This is a genomic window from Pseudomonas sp. PS01299 (genome assembly GCF_029960145.1).
In the GTDB taxonomy this organism is placed as follows: Bacteria; Pseudomonadota; Gammaproteobacteria; order Pseudomonadales; family Pseudomonadaceae; genus Aquipseudomonas; species Aquipseudomonas putida_A.
Genome location: NZ_JASCPO010000193.1, coordinates 1 through 11323, shown reverse-complemented (window position 1 = coordinate 11323; position 11323 = coordinate 1). Strand labels below are relative to the sequence as shown.

At 60.7% G+C, this 11323-nt stretch carries 10 protein-coding genes and 1 pseudogene; 4 read left to right on the top strand and 7 right to left on the bottom strand.

Going from position 1 to position 11323, the window contains the following annotated elements:
* Nucleotides 1-106: 106 nt before the first annotated feature.
* The gene (locus QMX91_RS24140) at nucleotides 107-835 is read right to left on the bottom strand and encodes an aspartate/glutamate racemase family protein (RefSeq protein ID WP_027613303.1); all 729 of its coding nucleotides are present in this window, start codon (nucleotides 833-835) and stop codon (nucleotides 107-109) included.
* A 53-nt stretch (nucleotides 836-888) separates the two neighbouring features.
* Nucleotides 889-2427, bottom strand: coding sequence for an NCS1 family nucleobase:cation symporter-1 (locus QMX91_RS24135; protein ID WP_282413494.1), 1539 nt, complete (start codon nucleotides 2425-2427; stop codon nucleotides 889-891).
* A gap of 440 nt (nucleotides 2428-2867) precedes the next feature.
* Here QMX91_RS24135 and QMX91_RS24130 point away from each other — a divergent pair.
* A pseudogene (locus QMX91_RS24130) lies at nucleotides 2868-2984 on the top strand (DUF4381 domain-containing protein); the annotation flags it as partial.
* A 23-nt stretch (nucleotides 2985-3007) separates the two neighbouring features.
* On the opposite strand, the gene QMX91_RS24125 reads toward QMX91_RS24130, so the two are convergent.
* Entirely contained in the window at nucleotides 3008-3742 is a 735-nt protein-coding gene (locus QMX91_RS24125; RefSeq protein ID WP_003223260.1) for a phosphoadenylyl-sulfate reductase, read from the bottom strand.
* Between the two features lie 163 nt (nucleotides 3743-3905).
* Here QMX91_RS24125 and thrH point away from each other — a divergent pair, with 163 nt between their 5' ends.
* Nucleotides 3906-4523 (top strand): bifunctional phosphoserine phosphatase/homoserine phosphotransferase ThrH, encoded by a 618-nt coding sequence (gene thrH / locus QMX91_RS24120; protein ID WP_282413493.1) that lies wholly within the window; start codon nucleotides 3906-3908, stop codon nucleotides 4521-4523.
* A gap of 95 nt (nucleotides 4524-4618) precedes the next feature.
* On the opposite strand, the gene pabB is transcribed toward thrH, so the two are convergent.
* The 4 genes from pabB to QMX91_RS24100 all read right to left on the bottom strand — a co-directional run bounded on the left by pabB (nucleotide 4619) and on the right by QMX91_RS24100 (nucleotide 9281).
* Nucleotides 4619-5962, bottom strand: coding sequence for an aminodeoxychorismate synthase component I (gene pabB, locus QMX91_RS24115; protein ID WP_282413492.1), 1344 nt, complete (start codon nucleotides 5960-5962; stop codon nucleotides 4619-4621).
* A gap of 255 nt (nucleotides 5963-6217) precedes the next feature.
* Nucleotides 6218-7204 carry an alpha-L-glutamate ligase-like protein gene (locus QMX91_RS24110; protein WP_098967945.1) on the bottom strand — a complete coding sequence of 329 codons (987 nt, stop codon included), beginning with the start codon at nucleotides 7202-7204 and terminating at the stop codon, nucleotides 6218-6220.
* Entirely contained in the window at nucleotides 7204-8739 is a 1536-nt protein-coding gene (locus tag QMX91_RS24105; protein ID WP_007960894.1) for an inactive transglutaminase family protein, read from the bottom strand. The genes QMX91_RS24110 and QMX91_RS24105 overlap by 1 nt, the downstream gene beginning before the upstream one ends.
* A 5-nt stretch (nucleotides 8740-8744) precedes the next feature.
* Nucleotides 8745-9281, bottom strand: a complete 537-nt coding sequence (locus tag QMX91_RS24100) for an ATP-dependent zinc protease (protein WP_025110318.1) — start codon at nucleotides 9279-9281, stop codon at nucleotides 8745-8747.
* Nucleotides 9282-9637: 356 nt separating this feature from the next.
* Here QMX91_RS24100 and QMX91_RS24095 point away from each other — a divergent pair, with 356 nt between their 5' ends.
* Together QMX91_RS24095 and prpB are read left to right on the top strand one after the other, a co-directional pair.
* Nucleotides 9638-10360, top strand: a complete 723-nt coding sequence (locus QMX91_RS24095; protein ID WP_177416209.1) for a GntR family transcriptional regulator — start codon at nucleotides 9638-9640, stop codon at nucleotides 10358-10360.
* A complete protein-coding gene (gene prpB / locus QMX91_RS24090; RefSeq protein WP_007960897.1) occupies nucleotides 10357-11250 on the top strand; it encodes a methylisocitrate lyase in 894 nt (297 codons plus the stop codon). The genes QMX91_RS24095 and prpB overlap by 4 nt, the downstream gene beginning before the upstream one ends.
* Nucleotides 11251-11323 lie beyond the last annotated feature (73 nt).

Below are 11323 nucleotides of genomic sequence, written 5' to 3'. Positions count from 1 at the left end.
CCATTCGCGAGCAAGCCCGCTCCCACATTGGAGCTGGGGCGGTCACAAATCCAATGTGGGAGCGGGCTTGCTCGCGAAGGATACGACTCGGTATTCGTCTGTGAACTCAGCGAGCAAACCGCTCCGCCCAGCCAATGATCTGCTTCGGCCGTGGCGTCGCGTAAGTCCGCACCTTGGACGTCGACAACCCCAGCCGCACCAGCGATTCAGCAATGGTCACCGCCGCCGTCACGCCATCCACCACCGGCACCCCGGTGCGGCGACGAATCTGTTCATCCAGCCCGGCCATGCCGCCGCAGCCCAGACAGATCACTTCGGCCTTGTCCTGGGTCACCGCCAGTTCCGCCTGCTGCACGATGGCTTCCAGTGCGCGCTGTGGTTCGTGCTCCAACTCCAGCACCGCAAGACCACTGGCCCGCACCGAGGCACAGCGATCCCACAGGCCCGAGAGTTTCAGTCGATCCTCGATCAGCGGCACGGTGCGATCCAGCGTGGTCACCACCGAATAGGCGTGACCGAGAAACATCGCGGTACTGGCGGCGGCGTCGGTGATGTCCACCACTGGCACGTTGAGCAGTTCCTGCAAACCTTCGCGACCATGCTCGCCGTAACCGGCCTGAATCACCGCGTCGAACGGTTGGTCGTAGGACATCACCCGGTCCATCACGGCGATGGCCGCCAGGTAACTTTCGAAATTGCCTTCCACCGAGTCGGCGCCGAAGAACGGTGTCAGGCCGACGATCTCCGTACCGGGAGACGCGACGGCCTGCGCCGAGCGGGCGATGGCCTGGGTGATGGATTCGGTGGTGTTGACGTTGACCACAAGAATACGCATGGGAAGTCCTTATTGCGGGCAGTTCAGCGGCCCAAATCCGGGCCGCAAGGAAGTTAATGGCTGACGTTGTCGACGGCGATCGATTCGCCACTGACGTCGGCGTAGTGCGGCTGACGTTTGGCGATGATCAGGTAGAGCATCGCGGCAATGCCGGCGCCCACCAGCCAGGAGAACGGCGAGATGCTGTGGAAGCCCGGCACCAGCGCCAGGACGATGGCGATCAGCGCTGCCGGAATGAACGCCGCCACCGCGCGGAAATTCACTCCACGGCTGTAGTAATAGGCGCCGTTGGGGTCTTCGCTGTACAACTGCGGGACGTTGATCCGGCCTCTGCGGATCAGCCAGTAGTCGACCATGATCACCCCGTACAGCGGGCCGAGCAGGGCGCCGAGGCCGGAGAGGAAGTACACGATCACCAGCGGGCTGTTGTAGAGGTTCCACGGCAGGATCAGCACGGCGATGGTCGCGCTGATCAGCCCGGCGCGGCGGAAGGTCAGGTACTTCGGCGCCAGGTTGCTGAGGACGAAGGCCGGGGCGACGAAGTTGGCCATGATGTTCACCGCCACGGTGACGATCAGGAACGCCAGGCAACCGAGCACCAGAAAGAACGTGTTAGGGATCGAGGCGATGATTTCGGTCGGGCTTTCGATGATCCGTCCGTTGATCTGAAATTGCGCACCGCAGAGCAGGACGGTGATAGCGGCGAACACCAGAATGTTCACCGGCAGGCCCCAGAAATTGCCGACCTTGATGGTCTTGCGGCACGGCGAAGAACGCGCAAAGTCGCAGAAATTCAGGATCAGCGTGCCGTAGATCGCCAGCCACAAGGCGCCGCCGGCAAAGATGTTGCGCCACATTTCGCCACCAATTAGCGGTTCGCGGATTGACCAGGCGATGGTTGCGTTGGCCTGGGTGTACATCCACGCGGCGAGGGCGGCGACGGTCAGCAGAATCACCGGTCCGGCAAACGCCTCGTAACGGCGAACCATTTCCATGCCGTAGGCGAGAATCGCCAGCTGCACGAACCAGATCGCTACGAAGCACACCCAGCCCAGCGTCGACAGGCCGAGAATCGAGTTGTGGTCGTAATCGGCGAAACCGGGGTGAATCGCCGTCAGCAGCACGCGAAACACCACCGACGCCAGATACGTCTGAATGCCGAACCAGGCGATGGCGATCACCGCGCGAATCAACGCCGGAATCTGCGCGCCGTGGATGCCGAAACTGATCCGGCTGATCACCGGAAACGGCACCCCGGTTTTCTGCCCCATGTAGCCGGACAGGTTCATGAAGAAGTACACCAGCGCCGCGCCGATCCCCAGCGACAGCAGAATCTGCCAGCCCCCCAGGCCCAACGCATACAGCCCGATGGCGAACGAGTAGTTGGCGATGTTGTGCACATCGTTGGTCCACAGGGCGAAGATGCTGTATTTGCCCCAGCGCCGACCTTCGGCGCGGGTCGGTGCCAGGTCCCTGTTGTGCAGGCGCGGGCTGAGTTGTAACGGTTGAGCCAGACCCGCGTCGGGCAATGGCTGGTCGAGGGCAGAGGCGGGCAGATTCAGCGCGATGTTGTTGGAGAGACTTGTACGCATTCCGGCAGGCTCCTGATGGGCGGGGCCGCGATGACTGTGCATGAGCTCAGTGCTCGACAAATCTTCGTCGCGGCCAGCAGACATCACTGGTTACGGGGCATCTGCAGCCTGTACGGGATAGGGCGCTTCAGGCTTGCGGATCGAAAGTGTGGATTGATGTTTTGCAGTTTTGTATACAAAACATGTATGCACCAAAGCCAGATCTGTGCCAGTCAGCGATCTATGCAGCGATGCGCTCATTTCGAAAAGTTATCGATGAGCGCTAAGTGTTTGAAAATAATTGGTTATAAATTGACCGATTGAGCAGGTATTTATTTTTTGCGGGGGATTTTGCGGAGGTGGCAGAGCGCAGGGGAATTCAGCAGGGATGTAACTTTTCAGGGCGTGAAAGCAAAAAGTGCACACATAAATGGCACCGATGGTGACATTCGTGTGTACACATTTTTTCATGGCACCACGAAGCAAATGTGGGAGCGAGCTTGCTCGCGAAGGCGTCTTCCCAGTCAACAAATTCGCTGACTGACAGACCGCTTTCGCGAGCAAGCCCGCTCCCACAGGGGGGACATCATTGGGGCGAGATTTACGCCTTGCTGATGATATTCCCCGCATGCAGCCCGCACTCTTTCTGCGTCGCTTCTTCCCACCACCAGCGGCCTTCGCGCTCGTGCTGGTTCGGCAGCACCGGGCGGGTGCATGGTTCGCAGCCGATGCTGATAAAGCCGCGTTCATGCAGGCTGTTGTACGGCAGTTCGAGCATGCGGATGTAACCCCAGATCTCTTCGCTGGTCATCTGCGCCAGCGGGTTGAACTTGTACAGGGTGCGTTCGGGCGTGGAAAACGCGGTGTCGATTTCCAGCACCGCCACGGCGCTGCGGGTGCCCGGGCTCTGATCGCGGCGCTGGCCGGTGGCCCAGGCTTTGACGCCGGACAGTTTGCGGCGCAGCGGTTCGATCTTGCGGATGCCGCAGCATTCGCCATGGCCGTCCTTATAGAAGCTGAACAGGCCTTTTTCCTTCACGAACGGTTCCAGCTTCGTGTAGTCCGGCGACACCAGTTCGATATCGATCTTGTAGTGCTCGCGCACCTGATCGATGAAACGATAGGTTTCCGGGTGCAGGCGGCCGGTGTCGAGGCTGAACACCTTGACGTTCTTGTTCAGCTTCCAGGCCATGTCCACCAGCACCACATCCTCGGCACCACTGAAAGATATCCACAGCTCGTCACCGAACTCGGCGAACGCGAGTTTCAGGATGTCCTGGGCGGATTTGTTGGCATAGGTCGTGGCGAGTTCCACGACATCGAACGTTGGGCTCATCAGGGCGGCTTCCTACAGGTCGGTGGCGCTGGGCGCTCTATATGGCGGCGATGGTAACAAAAAGCGGCGGAGTAGGGTGTGCCCGCTGCGTTGCGCGGTGGCGGGGGAGTCGCTAGAGTTCGGGCTCGCTCGACTCAATAATCACTACAAACGGGAGTGTCTTGTGGAAATTGCTTGCCTGGATCTTGAAGGGGTACTGGTGCCGGAAATCTGGATCGCCTTCGCCGAAAAAACCGGAATCGAATCCCTCAAGGCCACCACCCGGGACATTCCCGATTACGACGTGTTGATGCAGCAACGCCTGCGCATCCTCGACGAGCACGGCCTGAAGCTCTCGGACATCCAGGAAGTGATCGCCACCCTCAAGCCGCTGGACGGCGCGGTGGAGTTCGTCGACTGGCTGCGCGAGCGCTTTCAGGTGGTGATTCTCTCGGACACCTTCTACGAATTCTCCCAGCCGCTGATGCGGCAACTGGGCTTCCCGACCTTGCTCTGCCATCGCCTGATCACGGACGACAGCGGGCGAGTGACCAGCTATCAATTGCGTCAGAAAGATCCCAAGCGTCAGTCGGTGCTGGCGTTCAAAAGCCTGTACTACCGGGTAATTGCGGCGGGAGATTCGTATAACGACACGAGCATGCTGGGCGAGGCGGACGCGGGGATTCTGTTTCATGCGCCGGACAACGTGATTCGCGAGTTCCCGCAGTTTCCGGCGGTGCATACGTTTGCCGAGTTGAAGCAGGAATTCCTCAAAGCTTCTAACAGAGCGTTGAGTTTGTAGTCGTCTGGAAGGGCGCCTTCGCGAGCAAGCCCGCTCCCACATGTGGAATGCAGTCCATATGTGGGAGCGGGCTTGCTCGCGAAGCTTTTAAGCTTTTAAAGGTTTTGCAGGGTTTCGAGGAGGATTCTGACTTTGGTAATCGACTCCTGATACTCCGCCTGCCAGTCCGAATCGGCCACGATCCCGCCGCCACCCCAGCAACACACCTGCCCATCCTTGACCAACAGACTGCGAATCGCGATGGAGCTGTCCATCTCGCCGCGTACGTCCAGGTACAGCAACGAACCGCAATACAAACCGCGCCGGGTCGGTTCCAGTTCGTCGATGATCTGCATCGCACGGATCTTCGGTGCGCCGGTGATCGAGCCGCCGGGGAAACTGCCGGCAATCAGATCCAGCGCATCGCGATCCTCGGCCAGTTCACCGGTCACGCTGCTGACCAGGTGATGCACGTTGGGATAGCTTTCCAGGCTGAACAGCTCCGGCACCCGCACCGAGCCGATGCGGCAGGTACGGCCGAGGTCGTTGCGCAGCAGGTCGACGATCATCAGGTTTTCCGCGCGATCCTTGGGGCTGGCCAGCAGTTCGGCGGCGTTGGCGGCGTCTTCGGCCGGCGTCAGTCCACGCGGGCGGGTGCCCTTGATCGGGCGGGTTTCCACCTGGCGCTGGCTGACTTTGACGAAGCGCTCCGGCGACAGGCTCAACACCGCGTCGCCGTCGGGCAGGCTCTGGAAACCGGAAAACGGCGTCGGGCAGGCCTCGCGCAACGCGCAATAGGCCAGCCACGGATCGCCCTGACACGGTGCGCGGAAACGCTGGGCGAAGTTGACCTGATAGCAGTCGCCGGCCTGGATGTATTGATGAATGCGTTCCAGCGCCTGGCGATAGTCATCGGCCGACAGATCGGCGGTCATCGGCGTGTCCAGCTTGAACGGCGTCAGCGGCGCTGAAGTCGGTTGGCTGAACAGCGCGATCACCCGTTGCCGCTCGCTGTCGGCCAGTGACGGGTGAAACACCAGTTGGCTGGTGGCGGTCTGGTGATCGCTGATCAGCGCCCAGTCGTACAGGCCGAACCGCGCGTCGGGCAATTGCAGATCATCCCGGGCCTGGCTCGGCAGGTGTTCCAGATGCCGGCCAAAGTCGTAGCTCAGGTAGCCGATCAGGCCGCCGGCGAATGGCAGGTCATATTCGCCAGGCAACTGCGCCTCGCCCAGACGGCTCAGATTATCGCGCAGGCGTTGCAGGAAAACGCTGCCGCTTTCGTCGGGCAACACCGCCAGTTGTTCCAGCGGCCAGGCGCTGAGCAGATCAAAACGGCCACGGTCGGCACTCGGCCGGCCGCTGTCGAGCAGCACGGCGCCGGGCGCATGGCGGATGGCCGCGAAGTAGTCGGCGGGGTTGGCGCGGTAGGGCAGCGGGTGTACGGAACAGGTCAACATGGGCGGGGCAGATCGGCCATTGAGGCGGGGTGGGGATTGTAGTCCTCTCGGCTGCCAGATCAAAATCAAAAGCTACCCCCTCACCCCAGCCCTCTCCCCCAAGGGGGCGAGGGGGAAAGGGGGCGGATCTTCATGCTTTTCAAGTTCTGAGTTCGACTCGAACTTGCAGGTCGATGTACTTCGAGCATCCAACACGGTCAGTCCCCTCTCCCTCCGGGAGAGGGCTAGGGTGAGGGGCTCTTCAGCTTTTCAGCTTCAGCCCTCGACCGCCGGAATATGCCCAAACATCTCCTGAGTAAACGCCACCCGTTCTTCAACTGACTCCGTCACCCCACGCGCCTTCAGGTCTTCCAGATGCGCCTCGACCGCATGCGTACGCTGAGTCAGCCCGCAATCGTTGGCAATCTGGATATTCAGCCCCGGTCGCGCATTCAGCTCGAGAATCAGCGGACCTTTCTCCTGGTCCAGCACCATGTCCACACCGATGTAACCCAGCCCGCAAAGCTCATAACAGCCAGCCGCGAGCTTCATGAAGCCGTCCCAGTAGGGCAGTTGCACGCCGTCCACCGCGTTGGTGGTGTCGGGGTGTTTGTTGATGATGTTGTTCAGCCAGGTACCGCGCAGGGTCAGGCCGGTGGCGAGGTCGACGCCGACGCCGATGGCGCCCTGGTGCAGGTTGGCCTTGCCGCCGGACTGACGGGTCGGCAGGCGCAGCATGGCCATCACCGGATAGCCCATCAGCACGATGATGCGGATGTCCGGCACGCCTTCGTAGCTGATGCTCTTGAAGATCTGATCCGGGGTCACCCGGTATTCGATCAGTGCGCGGTCGCGGTGACCGCCCAGCGAATACAGGCCGGTGAGGATGCTCGAGATGTGGTGTTCGAGTTCTTCATGGGCAAGGATCTTGCCCGAGACCGTGCGATAGCGGCCCTCGAAGCGGTCGGCGATGACGATGATGCCGTCACCGCCGGCGCCCTGGGCGGGCTTGATCACGAAGTCGTTGTGCCCGCCGATGATCGCGTCGAGCTTGTCGATTTCCTTCTCCGTGGAGATCACGCCGTACAGCTCCGGCACATGAATGCCGGCAGCGATGGCGCGCTCCTTGGTGATGATCTTGTCATCGACGATCGGGTACAGGCTGCGCTTGTTGTATTTGAGCACGTAGTCGGCGTTACGCCGATTGATGCCCATGATGCCCCGCGCCTCCAGCGCCTTCCAGGTCTTCCAGAAACCGAACATCAGGCGTCAGCCTTCTTCAGGAAAGCCTTGAAGCGCACCAGTTCGGTCAGGCGATAACCGCGATAACGCCCCATCGCCAGCATGAAACCGACCAGAATCAGCAGGATCGCCGGGAAGGTGAACACGAAGTACACCAGCTCCGGCACGGTCATGATCAGGTGTGCCAGCGAGGCGGCGAACAGGGTGCCGATCGCCACTTTCATGGCATGGCTGGCGCCACGTTCTTCCCAGGTGATCGACAGGCGTTCGATGGTCATGGTCAGAATCACCATCGGGAACAGCGCCACCGACAAACCGCGCTCCAGGCCGAGTTTATGGCTGAACAGACTGATGGCGGCAATCAGCACCACCACGAAGGTCAACACTACCGACAGGCGCGGCAGCATCTGCAGCTTCAAATGTTCCAGATACGAGCGTAATGACAGGCCCAGCGCCGTGATCACGGTAAATAGCAGGATGCCGAAGCCCAGTTGCGTTTCGCGGAAGGCCAGGGCGATCAGCACCGGGGTAAAGGTGCCGAGGGTCTGCAGGCCGATCAGGTTGCGCAGGATCAGGATCACCAGCACGCCGATCGGGATCATCACCATGATCATGAACGTTTGCTGGGTCTGCAGCGGCAGGCCGTACAGCGAGTATTCGAGGAAGTTGGCGTCGGTGTTTTCGTCGGTCAGCTTGGCCAGACGAATCGCGTTCATCTCGCTGTTGTTCAGGCTGAAGGTCACGTTGGCTTTCTTCGCGCCCTCGATGGTGATCAGGTTTTCATCACCGGTCCACCACAGCAGGCGGTCGGTCGGCAGGCCTTGTTCGCCGGTTTCCGGGTTGAAGTACAGCCAGTCGTTGCCGTTGAAACTGCGCAGCCACAGTTCCGGGGTTTGCGGTTGATCGGCGACGAGGCGGATGGTGTGGACTTTTTCCACCGGCACGTGAGCGATCGACAGCAGCAGTTCGACGATCTTCGCCTTATGCGGCGTCGACGGGTCGCCGGCCAGCAGCAGTTTGACGTTGTCATCGTTGGCGTTGTTGACGCGTTTGATCGCTTCGCCGATGAAGGTTTCGACGTCGGCCGAGTGCTGGCGGATCGGCGCGAGCAGGGCTTCGGCGGCGATTTTTTCCGGGCCTTCGATGGCGATGCTGTCGCGGAAGGTCGGGCCTTTGATCTTGGATTTTTCCGCGGTGTAGCGCTTGGTCAGCACCAGACGGTAATAAAGGGTCTGGTTGCCCTTGGCCCGGCGCGCCGACCAGGTGACCTTGCGGTTGCCGTCGACACGGTTGACCGCCACGCCGTAATTATTGGAGATAAAGCTTTCGTTGAGGCTGACGTAATCGCGGCTCAGGGGCGGCACGAACATCTGGACCTTCACCGGGTCCTTGGTGCTGGCGACGAACTCGACTTTGGCGTCGATGTTCCACAAGTCGTCGGTAGCGTCTTCGGTCACCGGGATGCCGAGCACGAAAATCTGATAGGCCGTAACCGAAACGCCCAGGAGCACCAGAATGGTGATCAGGATTTTCAGGTGGAAGGTTAGAGAACGCATGGAAATTACTCGGCGGTATGAGCGGCGATGGTGCAGGCAGGTTTGCCGGCAGCGTATTTAAGACTGGGGTCGACCAGCGCGTCGAAGCGTTTCAGCGCTTCGGAGCCGATCAAAAGCGGGTATTGGAACGCACTTCGGTCGGTCAGGTTCACTTCGATGCTGCGCAACGCCGTGCCCATGCAGATATCCAGCTCGATCACCGGGCGCGCGGTGTACTTTTTACCTTCTTCCGGGTCGTAGTCGCCGGCGCGGCGTTTGATCTTGCTGACCCGGGCCAGCGGCCGCTCGATCGGGTGCGAATGCGCCGCGTCGATCGCCAGGTAGAAACGCACCCAGGACTCGCCGTTGCGTTTGAAGCGTTTGATGTCGCGGGCACTCAGTGAGGCGGTCTTGGCGCCAGTGTCGAGTTTGGCCGCGACTTGCAGATTGATGCCGTCAAGCGATGCGTATTCGTTGAGGCCGTACACGGTTTTTTCCCCCGCCGCGGCGAGGCCGGGCAGGCAAAACAGCGCAAAAAATGTGGGGAAGGGCTTGAGTCTCATAAATCCTGGTGCGCAGCGTTCCGTTTTCGGTTCAGGTTCCTGGCAATACTGCGCAAGCTCCTTCGTGTGCCTATCAGCTTTTTATGACAAGCCGTACAAATGGCCAGCAAATGCGGGCGGCATTCTAGCACGGTGGTTTTATGGCGCCAGCGCTGGGGCCGGTCTATAAAAGATCAAAAGATCGCAGCCTGCGGCAGCTCCTACAAAGGATTCGCGTACATTCTGTAGGAGCTGCCGAAGGCTGCGATCTTTTCGGTTTATTAGACGATTGTCGACAATATCCATTTATCCTTTGACTGGTGCCGGCTAATTGGCTAGTTTTTGCTGCATTGGATTTGAAGGTGTCGACAATCATGCTGGATCAACTCGATCCCCCGGTCATCAGCGGCGAGGATTCCGAGACGCTCTCGGAAAACGTCTTCCGGCGCATCCAGGCGGCCATCGTCAAAGGCGAGATCGCCCCAGGCAGCAAGATCTCCGAACCCGAGCTGGCGCGCACTTATGGCATCAGTCGCGGGCCGCTGCGCGAGGCCATTCATCGGCTTGAAGGTCAGCGACTGCTGGTGCGCGTACCGCATGTCGGCGCGCGGGTGGTGTCGCTCAGCCACGCCGAATTGCTCGAACTCTACGAAATCCGCGAATCCCTTGAAGGTATGGCCTGCCGGCTGGCGGCCGAGCGCATGAGCGTCGAAGAAATCGACGAACTGCGCCGGGTGCTGGAAACCCACGAGCGCGACGCGGCGTTCCAGGCTGGCGTCGGCTATTACCAGCAGGAAGGCGATTTCGACTTTCACTACCGGATCATCCAGGGCAGCGGCAATCGCACGCTGACCCAGATGCTCTGCGGCGAGCTGTATCAACTGGTGCGCATGTACCGCATCCAGTTTTCCACCACGCCCAACCGCCCGCGTCAGGCCTTCGCCGAACACCACCGGATTCTCGATGCCATCGCCGACCGTGACGGCGAGCTCGCGGAATTGTTGATGCGCCGCCACATCGGCGCCTCGAAACGCAACATCGCCCGTCATTACCAGGACGGCGCCGACAATAAGACAGCCACTGAACGAGGTGAGTCATGAGTTCCAAGCAGAACACTCCAGGCCAGCGTTTCCGCGATGCGGTCGCCAGCGAGCATCCATTGCAGGTGGTCGGCGCGATCAACGCCAACCACGCGCTGCTGGCCAAACGCGCCGGTTTCAAGGCGATCTACCTGTCCGGTGGCGGGGTGGCCGCAGGCTCGCTCGGCGTGCCGGACCTGGGCATCACCGGCCTGGATGACGTGCTGACCGACGTGCGGCGCATCACTGACGTCTGCGACCTGCCGCTGCTGGTGGACGTCGACACCGGTTTCGGTTCGTCGGCGTTCAACGTGGCGCGCACTGTGAAGTCGATGATCAAGTTCGGCGCCGCGGCGATTCACATCGAAGACCAGGTCGGCGCCAAGCGTTGCGGCCACCGTCCGAACAAGGAAATCGTCAGCCAGCAGGAAATGGTCGACCGCATCAAAGCCGCCGTCGATGCCCGTACCGACGACAGCTTCGTGATCATGGCGCGTACTGACGCGCTGGCGGTGGAAGGTCTGGAGTCGGCACTGGATCGCGCCGCGGCGTGCATCGAGGCCGGCGCCGACATGATCTTCCCGGAAGCCATCACCGAGCTGGAGATGTACAAGCTGTTCGCCAACCGGGTGAAAGCGCCGATTCTGGCCAACATCACCGAGTTCGGCTCGACGCCGCTGTACACCACCGAGCAGCTTGCAGGGGCGGATGTGTCGCTGGTGCTGTACCCGCTGTCGGCGTTCCGCGCGATGAACAAGGCAGCGGAAAACGTCTACACCGCGATCCGCCGCGACGGCACACAGCAGAATGTCATCGACACCATGCAGACGCGCATGGAGCTCTACGATCGCATCGACTATCACACCTTCGAGCAGAAGCTCGATGCGTTGTTTGCACAAAAGAAAGGCTGAATTAAACCCTGTGGGAGCGGGCTTGCTCGCGAAGACGGACTGATATCCAACATTGATGTCGACTGATCCAGCG

Excerpts from the sequence above, each read along its gene's own strand:
- prpB (WP_007960897.1), top strand. The coding sequence starts at position 10,357 with ATGAGTTCCAAGCAGAACACTCCAGGCCAGCGTTTCCGCGATGCGGTC.
- QMX91_RS24100 (WP_025110318.1), bottom strand. The coding sequence starts at position 9,281 with ATGAGACTCAAGCCCTTCCCCACATTTTTTGCGCTGTTTTGCCTGCCC.
- QMX91_RS24140 (WP_027613303.1), bottom strand. The coding sequence starts at position 835 with ATGCGTATTCTTGTGGTCAACGTCAACACCACCGAATCCATCACCCAG.
- QMX91_RS24110 (WP_098967945.1), bottom strand. The coding sequence starts at position 7,204 with ATGTTCGGTTTCTGGAAGACCTGGAAGGCGCTGGAGGCGCGGGGCATC.
- QMX91_RS24135 (WP_282413494.1), bottom strand. The coding sequence starts at position 2,427 with ATGCGTACAAGTCTCTCCAACAACATCGCGCTGAATCTGCCCGCCTCT.
- QMX91_RS24105 (WP_007960894.1), bottom strand. The coding sequence starts at position 8,739 with ATGCGTTCTCTAACCTTCCACCTGAAAATCCTGATCACCATTCTGGTG.
- pabB (WP_282413492.1), bottom strand. The coding sequence starts at position 5,962 with ATGTTGACCTGTTCCGTACACCCGCTGCCCTACCGCGCCAACCCCGCC.
- QMX91_RS24125 (WP_003223260.1), bottom strand. The coding sequence starts at position 3,742 with ATGAGCCCAACGTTCGATGTCGTGGAACTCGCCACGACCTATGCCAAC.